Annotated in this window: 19 protein-coding genes; 7 read left to right on the forward strand and 12 right to left on the reverse strand. The window is 51.2% G+C overall.

Going from position 1 to position 16,558, the window contains the following annotated elements:
- The 4 genes from HOL66_04225 to HOL66_04240 form a co-directional block, all read right to left on the reverse strand.
- A complete protein-coding gene (locus HOL66_04225) occupies nucleotides 1-756 on the reverse strand; it encodes a TIGR02186 family protein (protein ID MBT5243430.1) in 756 nt (251 codons plus the stop codon).
- A 2-nt stretch (nucleotides 757-758) separates the two neighbouring features.
- Nucleotides 759-1,670, reverse strand: a complete 912-nt coding sequence (locus HOL66_04230; GenBank protein ID MBT5243431.1) for a sulfite exporter TauE/SafE family protein — start codon at nucleotides 1,668-1,670, stop codon at nucleotides 759-761.
- A gap of 216 nt (nucleotides 1,671-1,886) precedes the next feature.
- The gene (locus HOL66_04235) at nucleotides 1,887-2,213 is read right to left on the reverse strand and encodes a helix-turn-helix transcriptional regulator (GenBank protein MBT5243432.1); all 327 of its coding nucleotides are present in this window, start codon (nucleotides 2,211-2,213) and stop codon (nucleotides 1,887-1,889) included.
- 65 nt (nucleotides 2,214-2,278) lie between these two features.
- On the reverse strand, nucleotides 2,279-3,820 hold the full coding sequence (locus HOL66_04240) for a fused MFS/spermidine synthase (protein MBT5243433.1): 1,542 nt from the start codon (nucleotides 3,818-3,820) through the stop codon (nucleotides 2,279-2,281).
- A gap of 128 nt (nucleotides 3,821-3,948) precedes the next feature.
- Between HOL66_04240 and HOL66_04245 the strand changes: the two genes are divergently transcribed.
- Entirely contained in the window at nucleotides 3,949-4,617 is a 669-nt protein-coding gene (locus HOL66_04245; protein ID MBT5243434.1) for a thioredoxin fold domain-containing protein, read from the forward strand.
- Here the strand turns inward: HOL66_04245 and HOL66_04250 are convergent.
- From HOL66_04250 to HOL66_04280, 7 genes are all read right to left on the reverse strand, one after another.
- Nucleotides 4,614-5,357 carry a cytochrome c biogenesis protein CcdA gene (locus HOL66_04250; GenBank protein ID MBT5243435.1) on the reverse strand — a complete coding sequence of 248 codons (744 nt, stop codon included), beginning with the start codon at nucleotides 5,355-5,357 and terminating at the stop codon, nucleotides 4,614-4,616. The genes HOL66_04245 and HOL66_04250 overlap by 4 nt on opposite strands.
- A gap of 59 nt (nucleotides 5,358-5,416) precedes the next feature.
- Complete coding sequence (soxB, locus tag HOL66_04255; protein ID MBT5243436.1) at nucleotides 5,417-7,105, reverse strand: thiosulfohydrolase SoxB; 1,689 nt, start codon at nucleotides 7,103-7,105, stop codon at nucleotides 5,417-5,419.
- Between the two features lie 112 nt (nucleotides 7,106-7,217).
- Complete coding sequence (gene soxA / locus HOL66_04260) at nucleotides 7,218-7,994, reverse strand: sulfur oxidation c-type cytochrome SoxA (protein MBT5243437.1); 777 nt, start codon at nucleotides 7,992-7,994, stop codon at nucleotides 7,218-7,220.
- A gap of 27 nt (nucleotides 7,995-8,021) precedes the next feature.
- Entirely contained in the window at nucleotides 8,022-8,348 is a 327-nt protein-coding gene (gene soxZ, locus HOL66_04265; protein ID MBT5243438.1) for a thiosulfate oxidation carrier complex protein SoxZ, read from the reverse strand.
- Nucleotides 8,349-8,375: 27 nt separating this feature from the next.
- Nucleotides 8,376-8,858 carry a thiosulfate oxidation carrier protein SoxY gene (soxY, locus tag HOL66_04270; protein MBT5243439.1) on the reverse strand — a complete coding sequence of 161 codons (483 nt, stop codon included), beginning with the start codon at nucleotides 8,856-8,858 and terminating at the stop codon, nucleotides 8,376-8,378.
- Between the two features lie 28 nt (nucleotides 8,859-8,886).
- On the reverse strand, nucleotides 8,887-9,345 hold the full coding sequence (gene soxX / locus HOL66_04275) for a sulfur oxidation c-type cytochrome SoxX (GenBank protein MBT5243440.1): 459 nt from the start codon (nucleotides 9,343-9,345) through the stop codon (nucleotides 8,887-8,889).
- Between the two features lie 278 nt (nucleotides 9,346-9,623).
- Nucleotides 9,624-10,727 carry a YeeE/YedE family protein gene (locus HOL66_04280; protein ID MBT5243441.1) on the reverse strand — a complete coding sequence of 368 codons (1,104 nt, stop codon included), beginning with the start codon at nucleotides 10,725-10,727 and terminating at the stop codon, nucleotides 9,624-9,626.
- A 380-nt stretch (nucleotides 10,728-11,107) separates the two neighbouring features.
- Here HOL66_04280 and HOL66_04285 point away from each other — a divergent pair, with 380 nt between their 5' ends.
- From HOL66_04285 to HOL66_04310, 6 genes are all read left to right on the forward strand, one after another.
- The gene (locus HOL66_04285; GenBank protein MBT5243442.1) at nucleotides 11,108-11,608 is read left to right on the forward strand and encodes a peroxiredoxin family protein; all 501 of its coding nucleotides are present in this window, start codon (nucleotides 11,108-11,110) and stop codon (nucleotides 11,606-11,608) included.
- 56 nt (nucleotides 11,609-11,664) lie between these two features.
- The gene (locus HOL66_04290) at nucleotides 11,665-11,982 is read left to right on the forward strand and encodes a ribbon-helix-helix domain-containing protein (GenBank protein MBT5243443.1); all 318 of its coding nucleotides are present in this window, start codon (nucleotides 11,665-11,667) and stop codon (nucleotides 11,980-11,982) included.
- Nucleotides 11,983-12,035: 53 nt separating this feature from the next.
- Nucleotides 12,036-12,260, forward strand: a complete 225-nt coding sequence (locus HOL66_04295; protein ID MBT5243444.1) for a sulfurtransferase TusA family protein — start codon at nucleotides 12,036-12,038, stop codon at nucleotides 12,258-12,260.
- 116 nt (nucleotides 12,261-12,376) lie between these two features.
- Complete coding sequence (locus tag HOL66_04300) at nucleotides 12,377-12,751, forward strand: hypothetical protein (GenBank protein ID MBT5243445.1); 375 nt, start codon at nucleotides 12,377-12,379, stop codon at nucleotides 12,749-12,751.
- Between the two features lie 20 nt (nucleotides 12,752-12,771).
- On the forward strand, nucleotides 12,772-13,281 hold the full coding sequence (locus HOL66_04305; protein MBT5243446.1) for a heme-binding protein: 510 nt from the start codon (nucleotides 12,772-12,774) through the stop codon (nucleotides 13,279-13,281).
- A gap of 122 nt (nucleotides 13,282-13,403) precedes the next feature.
- Nucleotides 13,404-16,421, forward strand: coding sequence for a PAS domain S-box protein (locus tag HOL66_04310; GenBank protein ID MBT5243447.1), 3,018 nt, complete (start codon nucleotides 13,404-13,406; stop codon nucleotides 16,419-16,421).
- On the opposite strand, the gene HOL66_04315 is transcribed toward HOL66_04310, so the two are convergent.
- Nucleotides 16,418-16,558, reverse strand: a 141-nt coding sequence (locus HOL66_04315) for a flagellar motor switch protein FliG (protein MBT5243448.1), incomplete at its 5' end; no start/stop codon positions are given. The two genes, HOL66_04310 and HOL66_04315, sit on opposite strands and share 4 nt — an antisense overlap.

Below are 16,558 nucleotides of genomic sequence, written 5' to 3' on the forward strand. Positions count from 1 at the left end.
TTAACCTTTGCGGAACAGGACGTTAGCCAACCATCCTGCCATTGCTGCCAGAAGGATTGCAAGGACACCGTAAGGAAGGGCATGGCGATGGGCAAAATCATAGACTTCCGCCTCGACGCCAATTTTTTGCACCCCAAGAATGGTTGTCTTTTCATCGGCAATTCGGCCATCACGGAAGACGAACACATCGACCCCGTAACTGCCAACGGGAATATTATTGGGAAACGTCAATTTCGTACGGAATAATTTGTTGCCGATAAAATGGACGTTGCCGGTTTTCTTTTCGTACAAGCCTTCATCCTGCTTGATACGGATCAAGGCGGCGCGGTAATCGTCGAAGGCGCTTTCATTTATTCCCGTCGGGGTTACGCCCTTCTTCGGTGTCAGGATCATATCCTCGTAGCCGATCTGGCGTTCACGGGCAATTTCATGGGGGACAAATTCACTGATCGGCCGGTTTGACGCCATAAAGTAATAGGAGGGTACGTTCTCGAAGGTCATTTCGGGGCCGTTGGCCCAGACGCCAAAGGTTCTTTGTTTTCGCCTGACAAGTTGATCATGCATGGGCCCACGAACAATAACGACAATATCGGCCTTTGGATCGGCAATTCCGAACAACAGCAGGTCCGAGCCGTCAAAGCTGGCAGTGATTGGCAGAACTGTTTCAGACAGGTCGACGGCCAGTTCCCGCGCAGCGGCGGGCAGGGCGCTTGTCAGGATTGTAAGAGCGATGATCAATTTATAAATTTTATTCATGATCAATGACCCGCCACGCCAAGTGCGAACAGCTCGGTTGGTGTGATCATCAGGTCGTAACCGATCTTGACACAGACCATCAGCACCATCAGCGCCAACAGGCCACGTAGTTGTTCGCCCTTTAGATGGACCCCAACCCTGGCGCCAACCTGTGCGCCAAGAACGCCACCCGTGAGCAGCAGCAAAGCCAGCACCACATCAACGGTTTGGGTGTTGACGGCCTGAAGAACCGTGACGTTGGCGGTAACAAAAATAATCTGGAACAGGGACGTGCCGACAACCACTGCCGTTGGCATACCCAGAAGGTAAATCATCGCCGGCACCATGACAAAGCCGCCACCGACACCCATGATCGCCGCCAGCAAACCGACCAGAACACCAATGGAAATCGGCAACAGGACGCTGATGTACAGGCGTGACCGGCGAAAGCGCATTTTAAAAGGCAGGCCATGCATCCAGTTGTGGGATTTCTTCTTCGGCGCAATTTGGGATCGTGAGCGGCGAATGGAGTTGATGCTTTCAACAAGCATCAGGCTACCAATAATACCCAGGAAGACCACGTAGGAAAGCTTGATGACCAGGTCAAGTTGGCCCAGTCCGCGCAGGAATGTAAATAACAGGACACCAAGGGATGAGCCAATAACCCCGCCGAAAAGCAAGGCGAAACCCATCTTGAAATCAACATTGCCGCGTTTCCAGTGAGCAAGCACGCCCGAAACTGACGAGGCGACAATCTGGTTGGCTTCGGTGGCGACGGCGACGGCGGGCGGAATGCCGATAAAGATCAAAAGCGGCGTCATCAGGAATCCGCCACCAACACCGAAAACGCCGGACAGGAAACCAACGGCTCCCCCCATGCCCAGGATCAAGAATATGTTGACCGAAATTTCAGCAATGGGGAGGTAAATTTGCATTGTTCAGGATCAGTCCCAAAACCCGTTTGCGCAAGCGCACCGGCAGCAGCAAACAGCTTCAACTTGTGAGGCGTTGAAAGAGGGGGTATCGATCTTGTCCATACGGTTTGGCAAGCTGAAAACGATCCTTGTCGAGGAGTTTCTTTGCTTTAGCGGCAAAGATTAGATGCTTCTAATTAACAGCAAGGCCGTTGTCAATAGAATGTCGGGTTTTAATTAGGGACATTTGGCGTAGAGCCGGTGCAGGACTTCAATGATGGCGCGCGGCTTGGCCCCGGCGAGGGAATATTTAATCGACTGGCCATCTCTTTTCGTGTTGACCAGTTGGTTTTCACGCAGGATGGCCAGATGCTGGGATATGGCCGATTGGCTAAGTCCGATCATCTGTTCGAGCTCGGTGACAGATTTTTCATCATCAAACAGGCGACACAGGATCATCAGCCGCGCTTCGTTGCTCATCGCCTTCATCAAGGCGCTGGCTTCAATATGACCAGCCATTTCCATACTGGCAGTTTCTTCAGTGGCGAGTCTGTTCATAAACATTAGATAAATCTAATACGCTGTCCATGTCAATAGAATGTGGTCGACAAACGGATTAAGTGGCGCAATTAATCGGGCTGCAATAACAAACGCGACATTAATCGGTCGACCGGGGCGTAATCGTCTGTCAGGACGGGAACGGAAGCCCTGGCGAGACGTTTCTCAAGATTACTGGCCAGCCAGCGTTGCCAGTTGCGCCCGGGCCCCCGGGTTGATGTCAAGGCATTGCGGGCTGTCGGCGTGTCAGAGGCCACGACCATGAAGGTGACGCGACCGGGGTTTCCCGCCTCTTCGCGTTCGATCCATGCTTCGACGGCGGAAAAGTCCAGTTTCAAGGTCTTGATCAGGGCAAACAGGAACCGGGGTTGAGCACCGGAATCGACGACATTAACCGCGTAGATGCCGCCTTTTCCTAATCGCCTGGCAATTTGTTGATGAAACTCGCGGGTGACAAGATGCGGGGGGATCGAAATATCGTGGAAAGCATCGCCGAAAATCAGATCGAAGGATTGATCTTCGGGTAATGATTGCAGCAGGGCACGGGCGTCGCGATGATGAATGGTAAGCCCCGGCGCCTGCGTGTCGAGCCACAGGTTTTGTTCCGCAGCCCGGGTTACCTGCGGGTCGATTTCAGCGACGATCAGGTCTGGGTTTTGGTAATCATGAGCCCAGGCGCGAGGCAGGGAATAGCCTCCGCCACCGATAAAAAAGGCGCGCGGCGAAAAGGCTGTCGGTCTATCCTTGAAACGGAACTTTGCCAGTTCATCAACAGCATGAATATACGGGCTATACAGAAGGCCAGGATCATCGCGGTCATTGATGGAATGAACCAGATGATCAAGCGCCATCAGGGCGCTGGGGCGTCCGGTTTGATCACTGTAATCAGCCACGCGTATACAAAAGTAATCGCTTTCAATATTACAGGGCGTTGTAAAAGCCTCAACCTTCTGGCCCCACCAGCCAAGGCCCGCCCCACAGGCTATCAGCAGAACCAGAAACAGGGCGCGCAGGCTGTCAGAAATGGCAAAGGCCAGCCCCAGTATGGCATACATGGCGGCCACGGCGATGATTGTGCCGGTCGAGCCGATCCAGGAAATAAACAGGTATCCCGCTGACAGGGTGCCGGCGATAGAACCCAGTGTTCCCAGCGCGTACATGCGACCGATGACAGGGCCGTGCCGGTCCGGGTCGGCGTCCACCGCGAGTTTGGTCAGGATCGGCGAGACGATGCCAACGAAAAGGCTAGGCAACAGGAACAGGGCGGTGCTGAGCAGAACAATAGAGGGGATCGGACTCAAACCGCTTGTCAGCAAATGGCTGGAGACAATCCGTAACAGGATCAGCGAAGCCAGCGATGAAACGGCGGCGAGGCCGAGCGCGATGGCAACCCGGCGGCCACCTTTGACTGTGTCGACGTGTGGCGCTGCCAGCAGGCCGCCAATCCAGTGCCCGGCCGATAAACCTGCCAGAACAACGGCAATGATCGCAGTCCACGTATACAGCGACATGCCGACATACGGGGCGATCAGGCGTCCGGCGACGATTTCTATAATCAGGCCGCAGGCCGAAGAGATAAAAAGGGCGATGCCATAAGCTATTTGCCGGGCCATGAATTTCCTAAAGTGACGGGCGTTTCAAATGTTCGTGATGTGGCTGATTGAAAGGTCGCAAAACTTACATGAAGCATAACTAATGTGTACAATGGAGGCTAGAAATGTCTGACAAGGAGTCTGCCAATATGATGCGCGCCTTTATCGCTGGTTTTTTTGCTCTCATTCTTGCGTCATTGCCAGTGGCCCAATCCGAAAGTGCCGAACAAGCGTTGTTGCCGATGCCCCAAACCGGTGAAAACGGGGTGCATGTCCAATCGTGGTTCCACGAAAGCTTTCTTGATTTGGGCGAAGACCTTGCCGATGCCCAGGCGCAGGGAAAACGCCTGGCAATTATCTGGGAGCAGCGCGGCTGCCCTTATTGCAAACGCACCCACGAGGTTAATTTACGAATCCCTGCGGTGGTCGACTACATCAAGAGGAACTTTGTCGTTCTGCAATTGAATTTGTGGGGTGATCGCGAGGTCACGGATTTTGATGGTGAAGTCCTGACGGAGAAGAACCTGGCCAACAAATATGCCGTCCTGTTCACACCGACCCTGCAGTTCTTCCCGGAAAATCTTGAAAAGGTAGGCGGTCGCCCCGGCGGCGAGGCCGAGGTCGTACGCATTCCGGGCTATTTCAAGCCGTTCCATTTTTTCTTCCTGTTCCACTACGCTTTTGAAAATGGTTATGAGAAAGAACCCAACTTCCAGCGCTGGCTTAGCGCTATAGGCAACGACCTTGATGAAAAGGGCATCAAATACGACTTATGGGGCGACGAGTTGCCGAAGGACTTGCCCGAAAAGTATCTTTAACCGACGTTGGAAAATGCCGGGAAGGTTTCAAGCAACCACTGGGAAGCATCGGCAAGCGAGCCTGTAAAGATGGCGACACCGGTGAGGACAAGCAGGATGCCGATGGTTATTTCGACCTTGTGCATGTGCTTGCGGAAACGCGCCATGAAACCCATGAAGGGTTTGACGGCGAAGGCGGCGATCAAGAATGGAATGCCGATACCTGCGGCGTAGACTGCCAGTAACGAGGTTCCGTAGAGGATTGAATCATTGCCAGCGGCGACCATCAAAATGGTGGCCAGAATAGGTCCGACACAGGGTGTCCAGCCGAAAGCGAAGGCCAACCCTAACAGATAAGAACCGGCGGCTCCCGATGGCTTGTTTTCAAGATGGAAGCGTTTCTCGAAGTTGAGAAAGCCGATCCGGAAAAGCCCCATATAATGCAAGCCGAACAGCACGATGACCACACCGGCGATGTAGCTCAGGGTGTCGATATACTGGAAGATCACCCGGCTCAAAGCCGTCGCCGATGCCCCCATCAGGATAAAGACAGTGGCGAAGCCAAGCACGAAAAAGAAGGCCGATACAAAAACCCTTTTGGACACTTCTTTATCGACACCGCCCTCGGCTGTCAGTTCATCAAGTGACGCGCCGCCCAGGAAGCACAAGTAGGCCGGGATAAGAGGCAGCACACAGGGCGAGAAGAAACTGAGAAGACCGGCACTTAAAGCGCCCAGGTAAGATATCTGAAAAGGATCCATGACGGTAATGTGCCTTTAGAAATTTCGCTGATCAAATAACAAAATCGTGTGATGGCAATTTAAATGCCGCTGATTTTAATAGTGTTGTTTTCAGGCACGTTGACGGTTTTGCTTTTTCTTAAATAATCCGACACAAGATCGTAAATTGCCGGACCCTTGGTTTCCGGGTTTACCGATGCCCAACCGCCGACCACGTAGTTGCGCGCAGCGTCAATGGGTTCGCCGGTTTTAAGCAAAGTCATATTGGAAATGCGCGAACCGATCGGCTTGCTCACATCGATTGAATATCCCATGCCACCGACACGAACCATATCGCCACCTTGCTGATAGTAGGGGTCGGGATTGAACAGGTTGTCGGCAACATCTTCAAGGATGGTTTTTAAAAGTTCACCATTCATCTCGTTGCGGTAACAGGCAGGGTAGGTAATAGCTGTTTGGCTGAACAGGTCGTCACCGGTGATGTCGGCACCCGGCGGCAGTGAACGGCCCCAACGGAAGCCCGGTGACAAGGCGATTTCGGTGTCACGCTCCTGGATAATGGCCTGACAGATCAAATCATCGAAAGTGCCGTTGAAATTTCCTCGCCGGTACAGTGTGCTTTCGGTCTTGGCGAGAACCTCATCGAGAACCTTGGCATGGGGGGCGCGGATTGACTTGACGACGGCGTCGATTTCCGGATCCGGGGTGATGGCGTCTGAAAAGATCGGTATCAGCTTGTAGCTGTAGTTCTTGATTTTCCTGTTCTGGACATCCAGGTCAAGACGGCCAAGAAATTTTCCGTGTGAACCTGTTGCAATCAGCAGGGTGTCACCCACTTTAATGACACCGGGAATGGCGTCATGGGTATGGCCGGTCAGGATCACATCGATGCCATCAACGCGGGACGCCAGCTTGCGGTCCACATCAAAACCGTTATGGCTGGCCAGGACGACCAGATCGGCGCCGGCGGCTCGTGCCGCCTCGACGTGGCCCCGCACGATGTCTTCCTGAATGCCAAAGGACCATTCGGGGATCATGTAACGGGGGTTGGCGATGGGGGTATAGGGGAATGCCTGGCCAATCATGGCGATATTGACGCCACCGCGTTCGAAGAATTTTGTGCTCTCGAAAACCGGCTCATCAAATTCCGTATCGCGGACGTTACCAGCCAAGAACGGGAAATTCAGCTTTTCGATCAGTTCCTGAACCCGCTCGGCCCCGTATGTGAATTCCCAGTGGGCCGTCATAAGATCGACACCCAGCGCATTCATGGCGTCGACCATATCTTCGCCCTTGGTCTCAAGGGAGGTATAGGAGCCCTGCCAGGTGTCACCGGTATCAACCAGAAGGGTGTTCCCCGGGCGTTCGGCCCGGATCGCCTTGATCAATGTCGCCATCTGTGCGAGGCCGCCAATGCGCCCGTATTGCTGGGCCAAGGCAGAGAAGTCCTGGCTGGAAAAGGCGTAGGCATCACGGGTTCCTGCGGCGATATCGAAACGTTTCAGGAAATCTTTTCCGGTCAGGTGCGGCGGCAGTCCATTGACCGCGCCAACCCCTAGGTTGACCGATGGCTCGCGGAAATAAAGCGGTACCAGCTGGGCGTGAATATCGGTGAAATTAAGCAGCGTCACTTGCCCGACACTATCGAATTTGAGTAATTCTTCCTGGCTGATCTTCTGGGCTGCCGCTGCTGCGGCGATGCCTCCGGCGGGGCCAAACATGGCGGCGGTTGCGGCGGTAACCTGAAGAAAATCTCTGCGTGTCAGCATTGGTGTACGATTCCGTCTAAAATGAAATTAACAATTACAAGAAAAAATGGGCGGCACTAGGCTGATAAAAGCCCGATTGCCGCCCACTTGGATCGTCTCACAAGTAAGGGTTCTAGTTCCTCACTGCGGGCGTTTCGACAGCCACACCGTTGGCACGGTGGGTGAGGTAAAGCTCCAGGTTGGAGTATTCGTCAGAACCCTGTTTATAAGGAGTCGCACGAACGTTCTTGTTGCAGCCCCGGAAACGGCGGTGCAACGAGCCGACTTTCTGCCATTTCAGGCGATAGGTCGGGAAGCCGTTTGGCAGACCATTGGTCAGCACGTTGGCCCTGATTTTTACACCCGGATAGTCCATGTGGCAATTTTTGCACGACATGTCCAGACCTCCACGACGCTGCAAATAGAACGCTTTGCCAGCTTCGTAGAAAGGTGCTGCTTCGCCTTCGATGGAAACGTTCAGAGGCATTCCCTTGGACTGGTTTTTGACGAACGAGGCCATGCCAAGCATTTCATCGCCTTCCCATTTCCAGGCTTTTGCCTTCATCCGTTCGGTTCTCTCGAAGTTGATCTGATGCTGCAGCGTGCGTAATTTGCCATCTTCAGCATTGTACTTCGGGTAAGAGGTCGAAATGCCCTTCATGGAAGAAGCATCGCCGTGGCAGGATTCACAGGACTTGCCTGCTTCACCGTCAACGGTTGACCACTGTTCTTCACCAATATCGACCCATACGAAAGCCGGGTTCGAGAAGTCGTCATCCTGCATTGCCTGGGTTTCAGGTATTGCAAAGTCGTAACCGGTTTTCATCGTCGGGGCAGGGGCGCAAGCCACCAAGATGGCTCCCAACCCTAACAGACCGGCGGCGCTCGTGATGTATTTCGTATACTTCATAGTTATACCTTTCCTGTCTGATCCCCATTAGGAGACGGTGATATCACCTGATGCTTTAATTGATTTGCCGCCGTCTTCGGTCCATTCAAAATCGAACGTGCCGCTTTCGGTTGCTTTGGCGTAGAAGGCCAAATAGGGATTTGCGGCAACTGCGGGATGCAGAATAGCGCTCATCACTTCTTTGCCTTTGAAAGAACAAACAAACTTGTTGATGATCTTGCGCGGGATCAGTTTGCCGGTTTTCTTGTCCTTGCGATTGCCAGTTTCCATTTTGTGGGACATCAGGGTTTTAATCTGAATGATGTCACCACTTTTGGCTTTCTTCGGGACTTTGACGCGTGGTTTTTTAGCCATTTTCTCTATTCTCCTGAAATCTTTCGATCAGCCGCCGCAGCCGCCAATGGTTACTTTGACCTGCTTGAGGCCGCTGTAAACGGAACCGTCGCTCATGATGGCAACGGCGCGTACGTTCTGGGTTTTGCCCAAACGCATACGAGTCGATACCTCGGCTTTACCCATGGCCGGGGACAGGTTGAATGAAACAACCTCCGGGCTTGGGTTGCCTTCAGCAACGATGTGAACCGATTTGACGTAGTCGTTGTCGGTCATCGGGCTGTCAACGGCGATGGTGATCGGAACGGTGCTGCCATTTTCGGCAATTTCCGGCAACTTAACGGTTATCTTGCCTTCTTTGGCTGCTGCGCCACCGGTCATATCAGATAAATATTTAGCGGCTTCTTCTGGTGTCGCCTGAGCATTACTTGAGCCTAGACTGGTACCGGCCAGAGCCAGTGCACCAAGTCCGACGCTTTTAAGCACTTCTCTGCGCCCAATTGCGACGGTATTAAAAGTATCCTTAGACATTTCTAATCCTTTTAAAAAAAAACGGTAATTACTGGGAATACTGACCTTTAAGAGTCATCAGGTAAGCGATGATATCTTCGATGTCCTGTGCCCCCAAAATTGTCTTGCCATCAAATTTTTTCAGCACGTCATGGGTTCCTGCCTTAAGGAACGCCGGCATGATGGTATCCGGGTTGAGTGCTTTGGCATCGACAAGGCGCAATCTGAGTTCGGCTTCAGTAAAATGAGAACCGACATCGGAAATGTCCGGACCGACTTCACCGTGGAATTGCTCCTCGGGGATCGGCATCACATGACAAGCCAGGCAGTTGCCTTTCTTGCGATTGACAGACAGTTTTTTACCATTGGCGATGTCACCGGCTTTGCCGGTCAACGATTCCGGAATGGTGCCATCGACGATCATGTATTCAGCGGCATTGGCACTGGCAGCTAATGTGCCAAAAAGCGCAAGGCCGACAAGCGTGCTTAGAATTGTGCGATAAGTCATTGTCCCTCCCTAAGCGGTAACACGTATGGTTCCAATGGAAACCTTGAACGTGATCCAAAGTCATCCGATTCCTCAGCCATTGCATTTTTTTAGGACCGGATGGGTCATTTTTGACCCGACTTGTTGTCGGGTTTCTTATATGATGTTTTCATAATCTAAACGACTATGATGGTGTGACGCAAGCCAAGAAAATACATATTTATTACAAAAATGTGCAAAAATTGTCCCGGAAAACAGGGATTCTCCTAGGTTTGACAAGGAAAACCCTAATGCTTTGCCTATTGGTTCCCTGCCAAGGCTTTCAGGGCCCCACCCAGGCTGCCTTCTTCCATATACTTCAATCCGACCAGGCCGCCGATGATGATTGATATCAAGGCGATAAGTGATCCCAGGGCCAGCGTAGACATGCCGGTAATGCCCTGACCAACGGTGCAACCCAGGGCAAGAATGCCGCCGATACCCATAATCGCTGCACCGAACAAATGGCGTTTCATGTCATCTGTGTCGGTAAAAGCCTCGATGTGAAATGAATTGCTCATCATTGCCATCAGGAACGATCCTGTAATAATGCCGCCGACTGTGGCGATGCCGAAATTGATGGTCGCCCCGGTAAAAGTCATCAGATACTGAATGCTTTCCCCAGCCGGTGAGACAAAGGTAAACGAGAACAGGGGCAGGGGATCAAAGTCATCAGCACCCAAAACACCTGTGATCCACCAACCCACAGGGATCATGGCGCCGACGATCAGACCGCCAAGGATATTCAGGGGCTGGCTGCGAAAATCGTTATCCTTAAAGCAATAAAACAGCAGGGCGCCGGCAAAAAGTGCGGTAAAGCCAAGCCGCAAACTTTCGGCTTCGCTGCCTACGGCCATGGCGGCAATGTCGATCATACCTTGCGAAGCCAGGCCCATTTCGGACAGGTCCACGTTGCTGAAATCCTCAAGTTCGATACGCGCCAAGCCGACAAGTCCGCGCAGAGTCATATAACCGAATATGCCCATGACAACGACAACGATGATGGATTTCAGGTTGCCGCCACCGATTCGCACCAGATTCTTGTTGGCGCACCCGCCAGCCATTGTCATGCCGAATCCGAACATCAGACCGCCAATAATTGCGCCAAGCCAACCCAAATTGGTGGTCTGGTAGATGCTTTCGTATAAATCAACAACACCCATAATGTGCAGGGCTTGCGAGCCGATAATGGCGACGGCCATGGCCAGCAACCAGGCCCGGAAACGGGAGTAGTCCTCCATGAAGACGATGTCGGACAAGGCACCCATGGTGCAAAAATTGCTCTTATTGGCCGTCGCGCCAAAAACAATACCGGCAATAAACCCGGCAAGAGCAACAACTGTCGTGACCGGCATTTCTTCCATGATTTCCCCCATGCAACACGTACTCTTTAAGCCATCTGCTGTTGCCCTGCTCAGCTTCCCGGGCAACAGTTTTTGATGATGGGTAACTGAATATGCATCGTATATAATATAAATTTGACGTTTCGTATATTCGTTTTTTCTAAACTTGCGGCGCGGAAAGCCTTGGCAAGCTTTTAAATGCCGGAAAACCTTATGATTTATAGGCTTTTCACAAGGAAGTGATCAGGGAACAAAGATTTGTATTCAATATATACTACCTTTTGGAAGGTGACCGGGGTATATTAGTTTATTCTAATTGCTTAAAAAGACTCCAAAACCAAGCTTTTGTTGAAGGCATACGGGGTTTCGCAGTTTTTCTTTTTCTTCGGGAGATTATTCAAATGAGTGCTGAGGGTGACAACGCAAAAACAATGACGATCATCGTCACTAAGGGGACGCTTGATTGGGCTTATCCGCCTTTTATTCTGGCAACCACGGCGGCGGCTATGGATGTTAAGGTATCCATGTTCTTTACTTTTTACGGCTTGCAATTGCTGAAAAAGAACCTTGATCATCTACAAATTTCAACTCTTGGCAATCCGGCTATGGAAATGCCGATGATGGGTATGCACATGACCATGCCGAACATTATGTCGGCTATTCCCGGCGTTGACGCCATGTGCTCGACGATGATGAAAAATCTGATCAAGAAGAAGGGCGTCGCTTCTATTCCGGAACTCCGCGAAGCTGCCATTGATTCTGATGTCGAGATGATCGGTTGTCAGATGACGTTGGACTTGTTTGAGATGGAATCCAAGGATTTGATTGAAAACATCGTTCTCGGTGGTGCGGCAACCTATATGGAAAATGCCCTCAAGTCCGATATTAATCTCTATATCTGATCAACGTTAGCTTCCGGGCCTTCAAGCAGGGCTCAGGGAAAGGGTTGCTATCAAAGATGAGTGCAAGATCTTCCGACGAGTCAGGTGATGAGGCTGCTCAAAAGCCGTTAGATCGACTGTTCAGCCTGTGCAACGTTGAACAGCATCAGGAATTTGAGTCCGAGCGCCGTTCCATGCGCCTTCATGGTCATTCGACAACAATTCGCCTCGAAAGGGCTTATTGGACTGTGTTGGGAATCCTCGCAGCAGAGGAAGACATCACCGTTGCCGCCTTGGTGACCCGCATCCACGATCACTGTCAGATCGCCAATGACAAGAACCTCGCCTCTTGTCTGCGGGTGGTTTGTTTGAAGTATATAAATATCTGTTCTTGATGAAAAACTAATATACGGGTAAGTATCTATCCGAGTTAAACAGGAGAATTCGCATGACGACGACACTCGACACCAAAGGCATGAACTGCCCATTGCCGATCCTCAAAGCAAAGAAAGCAATCAAAGGCCTCGCTGATGGCGAGACCCTTCAGGTGCTTTCAACGGACCCTGGCTCGGTCAAGGATTTTGAAGCCTTTTGCCGCTCAACCGGAAACAATCTGCTGGAAAGCAGCGAGGCTGACGGCGTATTCACTTATATGATTAAAAAAGGCGCATAACTGCCTGCTTCTAAAAGATAAGTTATCTTTTTTATGGGCCAGTTTTCCGCGTGTGAAGGCTGGCCCAAAATCGTTAAAGTGACCATATATGGCGATATTGCGGGACAGTCAACCAGATGATTTCTAATGCTTATTTTCGACTCCAGAGGCAGGTTTTCGCCGCCGTAATTTTGTCCTTTTGCCTGTTGTCAGTTAGTGCTGCGAAAGCGGCTGAACTGGTGATGTTTGAAAGCGAAGGCTGTGATTGGTGTGAAGCCTGGGATGAGGATATCGGTGTTGCCTATGATAAAACCAGCGAGGCAAAAATCGTTCCTCTGCGCCGGGTCGATCTTGATGATGACAGGCCTGCCGACTTGTCTCATCTTGAGGGGTTGATGTACACACCGACGTTCGTTGTCATGAAGGACGGGCTTGAAGTTGGTCGTATCATTGGCTATCCAGGCGAGGATTTTTTCTGGCAGCTACTAAATGAAATTATCGAGAAAATTTAGCCAGGAAATGAGGTAAAACCATGCGTAAATCTGGGCTCACAGGGGTTGTTTTAACTTTTTTGACGGTTTTCCGGGTAATCTCCCCCGCCGTGGCGGAGGAAAAACTGCTTACCTATCAGGCAATGAACATGGATCTGGCCCTGAAAATTGCTCAGGATACCATGCAAGCCTGCCAAAATGATGGATATCAGATTAGCGTCGCCGTTGTTGACCGTTCCGGGGTTCTCCAGGTTCTTCTGCGTGATCAGTTAGCGGGAATATTCAGCCCTGACATAGCGGTTCGCAAGGCTCGCACGGCCTTGAACTTTCATACAGACACACTCAATCTTCGCGAGCCGACTGAAAGTGGCGAAGAAGGCTCTGGCGTCAGACAGGTGCCCGGTGCCTTGATGGTTGCCGGTGGTGTCCGTGTGGAAGCGGCGGGTAGCATTGTCGGTTCGGTGGGGGTTTCGGGTGCCCCCGATCCGAAAGCCGATGATGCCTGTGCGCGCGCCGGACTTGAAGCAAGCAGCGACATCCTCAACTTCTAACCAGGATTTGCTCATCCATCGCTTACTACTGTCCACGAAGACAGTTTTCTATACAGACCACAGGGTTCCATGCTACTGAATCCATAGAATAAATGCGTGGATGGGGATATGAAGGTCGACTAATGGCGGGGCGTGCAAAAAAGACATCCGGCCAATCAGGTAAAGATGGCAATGTGACGAAATCGGCGAAATCCGTCGATTTTGCCAATGAAACTGACGACACCTCGGTTTCAGACGGTGGGGGCTGGCTGATAGACCTTGTTGACGGCGCTAACGACATGATTTGCCTGTGTCGCCACGGGCGGATCGCCTACATCAATGCCGCCGGTTTGCAAATGCTCCATCTTAAATCTGCGAAGCGAGCGGCTGGTCGCCCGTTTGCTGAATTCCTGCATCCGGAATATCGCGAAATAGTCGCAGAAATGCTTGAAAACAGCATTTTTGAAAATGAGTCCTTGCCACTTAAATTGCAACGCGGCAGGGAATCAATTGTTGATGTGGAAATCACCTTTTCACAGGTTGGAAAACCGGAATCAGGGCTGGTATCTGTGCAGGCCCGGGATATCACCGACAAACTACGGATTGCCGAAACCGTTCTTAGAAGTGAAAACCGCTACCGCTCACTGGTTGAAAGCGCCCTCGACCTAATTTGTGTCTGTGAAGATGGGGAAATCACCTTCATCAATGCTGCCGGTGCAGAAATTTTACACGAAAAAGAGCCGGAAAAACTAATTGGTCGCAAGTTAAAATCTCTTTTGCATCCCGATTACCACCCGATCCTGGACGAGGGTTTGCAGGGTTTTGTCGAAGAACTGGAGAGCCTGTCGGGGACCGGTTCTTCAATGCCTTTGAAATTCGTTCGGGTTGACGGGAACATCATCGATGTAGAAGTCGCGGTGATGCCTTTCGGCGCGCCGGGCGAAGACGCCTTTATGATCGAGGCCCGCGACATAACCCAGCGGTTACGTTCCACTGAATCCCTGCGTGAACGTGAAAGTCGCCTCAATGGCATCCTCAATACGGTTGCCGATGCCATCATTACCATTGATGAAAAGGGCATCATCCAGTCCTTCAACCCTTCGGCGGAAAATATCTTCGGTTATAAGGCCCGGGAAGTTATTGGTGAAAATGTCAAGATACTGGTTCCCGAACCCCATCGTTCCAAACACGATACCTACCTTAGCAATTACAAAAAAACCGGTAAGGGGAAGATTATCGGCGAGACCAATCGTGAAGAAATGGGGCAGCGAAAAGATGGTTCCTTTTTTCCCATGGAGCTGTCAGTTACTGAATTGCGGCTTGGTCATCTGCGCATTTATACCGGCATCGTAAAAGACATTACCGTTCGTAAAAACGCCGAAGAACAATTACTTCAGGCCCATGATCAATTGGAAATCAGGGTTGAAGAACGGACCAGTGAATTAACCGAAGAGATTATTATCCGCCGCGAGACAGAAGAAAAATTGCGCCTCGCCGCCGAGGTTATTGCCAACCTGACCGAAGCCGTTGTCATTGTTGACAAGCGTTTTCGCACCACGGCCATCAACCCTGCTTTTTCCAGCATTACCGGTTATCGCAAAGCCGACGTTCTGGGAAAGATGCCGCCTTTCTATAAATCCCTGAAGAAGGACAAGGATCTTTTCGAGCGCATGTGGAAAGAAATCAATTCCCATGGCCGCTGGGAAGGGGAGTATTGGCACAAGAAGAAAAACGGTACGGAAATAGCCGTCAGACTGTCGGTTTCGGTGATCACAGATGATGATGGCAATGAATTACAATTTGCCGCCGTGCTGACAGATATTACCAAGCGAAAACAGGATGAAGAACGTATCTATTACCAGGCCAACTATGACGCCTTGACCGATCTTCCCAACCGGGCCCTGTTCCATGACCGCCTTAATCAGGGGCTGGCGACGATGTCTCGCCTTGAACGTAAGCTGGGGCTTATGTTTATTGATCTGGACGGGTTCAAGCTTGTCAATGATACGCTGGGACATGACATTGGTGATTTGCTGTTGCAGGAAACAGCTTTGCGCTTAAACGACTGTATCCGTTCAGGCGACACTGTGGCCAGACTGGGCGGGGATGAGTTTACGGTTATTATGCCCAGTTTGCTCGATCCCAAACACGCACCATTATTGGCCCAGCGTATTCTCGATACCCTTGCCAAACCCTATATTCTTAAAGGACACGAGTCCTTTATCTCAGGTTCTATCGGCGTCACCATCTTCCCCGATGATTCCGATGAAGCCAGCGAACTAATCAAGAATGCGGATTCAGCCATGTACCGGGCAAAGGAACAGGGAAAGGCCAATTATCAGTTCTTTACCCCCGATATGAATGCAGATGTGAAAGAACGCCTGATCCTCAAGAACGGTCTGTCAAAGGCGCTTGAAAACGGTGAATTTGAGCTTCACTACCAGCCAAAACTGGATATCCAAACGAATACCATTACCGGTGTCGAGGCTCTGATGCGTTGGCAGAACGAGGAACTGGGGCTTATTTCGCCGGTTAAATTTATACCCGTCCTGGAAGAAACCGGGATGGTTGTTGAAGTTGGTGAATGGGCTTTATGGACTGCATGTGAACAACACAAGGCATGGTTGGCCGCAGGAATGCCACCCATTCGAATCGCCGTTAATTTGTCGGCAAGGCAACTGCGCGAGGTCTCCTTCGTGCCCATGATGGAACGGGTGCTAAAGGAAAGCGGTGTCAAACCCGAAGGCCTGGAAATAGAAATTACCGAAAGCATGTTGATGTCAGACTCAGCCAAGGCCATTGTTTCCCTGGGCGAGTTGCACGAAATGGGCTTGCATCTGGCGATGGATGATTTCGGAACCGGTTATTCTTCGCTTAGTTACTTGAAGAAGTTCCCCATCGATACCATCAAGATTGATCGCTCCTTCGTGGCCGATATTGCGACCAACGAAGATGATGCCGAAATCATCAAAACAATCATCAGTATGGGACGAACGTTAAACCGAAAGGTCGTGGCCGAAGGGGTCGAGACATCCAGACAGTTGTCCATGCTCAAACAATATCAGTGTGACGAAATTCAAGGTTATTACTTCTGTAAGCCGCAAGCTTCCGAAAACCTGACGGAATTTCTGCAGGGTCACTACGCGGAAAAGAACTCTTAATACACCAACTCGTCTTCTTCGGAACCGCTGGAGATGACGATTTCACCAGCGTCAGCCAGGGCTTTCGCGCTTTGCACAACGACCGCCTGGGCTTCATCGACATCTTTCAGGCGAACCGCGCCCATGGCGTCCATATC

Source organism: Rhodospirillaceae bacterium, from assembly GCA_018662005.1.
Taxonomy (GTDB): domain Bacteria; phylum Pseudomonadota; class Alphaproteobacteria; order Rhodospirillales; family JABHCV01; genus JACNJU01.

What these genes read in the sequence shown, in the direction of transcription:
- HOL66_04225 (MBT5243430.1), bottom strand. Translation starts at nt 756, where the DNA reads ATGAATAAAATTTATAAATTGATCATCGCTCTTACAATCCTGACAAGC.
- HOL66_04230 (MBT5243431.1), bottom strand. Translation starts at nt 1,670, where the DNA reads ATGCAAATTTACCTCCCCATTGCTGAAATTTCGGTCAACATATTCTTG.
- HOL66_04235 (MBT5243432.1), bottom strand. Translation starts at nt 2,213, where the DNA reads ATGTTTATGAACAGACTCGCCACTGAAGAAACTGCCAGTATGGAAATG.
- HOL66_04240 (MBT5243433.1), bottom strand. Translation starts at nt 3,820, where the DNA reads ATGGCCCGGCAAATAGCTTATGGCATCGCCCTTTTTATCTCTTCGGCC.
- HOL66_04245 (MBT5243434.1), top strand. Translation starts at nt 3,949, where the DNA reads ATGATGCGCGCCTTTATCGCTGGTTTTTTTGCTCTCATTCTTGCGTCA.
- HOL66_04250 (MBT5243435.1), bottom strand. Translation starts at nt 5,357, where the DNA reads ATGGATCCTTTTCAGATATCTTACCTGGGCGCTTTAAGTGCCGGTCTT.
- soxB (MBT5243436.1), bottom strand. Translation starts at nt 7,105, where the DNA reads ATGCTGACACGCAGAGATTTTCTTCAGGTTACCGCCGCAACCGCCGCC.
- soxA (MBT5243437.1), bottom strand. Translation starts at nt 7,994, where the DNA reads ATGAAGTATACGAAATACATCACGAGCGCCGCCGGTCTGTTAGGGTTG.
- soxZ (MBT5243438.1), bottom strand. Translation starts at nt 8,348, where the DNA reads ATGGCTAAAAAACCACGCGTCAAAGTCCCGAAGAAAGCCAAAAGTGGT.
- soxY (MBT5243439.1), bottom strand. Translation starts at nt 8,858, where the DNA reads ATGTCTAAGGATACTTTTAATACCGTCGCAATTGGGCGCAGAGAAGTG.
- soxX (MBT5243440.1), bottom strand. Translation starts at nt 9,345, where the DNA reads ATGACTTATCGCACAATTCTAAGCACGCTTGTCGGCCTTGCGCTTTTT.
- HOL66_04280 (MBT5243441.1), bottom strand. Translation starts at nt 10,727, where the DNA reads ATGGAAGAAATGCCGGTCACGACAGTTGTTGCTCTTGCCGGGTTTATT.
- HOL66_04285 (MBT5243442.1), top strand. Translation starts at nt 11,108, where the DNA reads ATGAGTGCTGAGGGTGACAACGCAAAAACAATGACGATCATCGTCACT.
- HOL66_04290 (MBT5243443.1), top strand. Translation starts at nt 11,665, where the DNA reads ATGAGTGCAAGATCTTCCGACGAGTCAGGTGATGAGGCTGCTCAAAAG.
- HOL66_04295 (MBT5243444.1), top strand. Translation starts at nt 12,036, where the DNA reads ATGACGACGACACTCGACACCAAAGGCATGAACTGCCCATTGCCGATC.
- HOL66_04300 (MBT5243445.1), top strand. Translation starts at nt 12,377, where the DNA reads ATGATTTCTAATGCTTATTTTCGACTCCAGAGGCAGGTTTTCGCCGCC.
- HOL66_04305 (MBT5243446.1), top strand. Translation starts at nt 12,772, where the DNA reads ATGCGTAAATCTGGGCTCACAGGGGTTGTTTTAACTTTTTTGACGGTT.
- HOL66_04310 (MBT5243447.1), top strand. Translation starts at nt 13,404, where the DNA reads ATGGCGGGGCGTGCAAAAAAGACATCCGGCCAATCAGGTAAAGATGGC.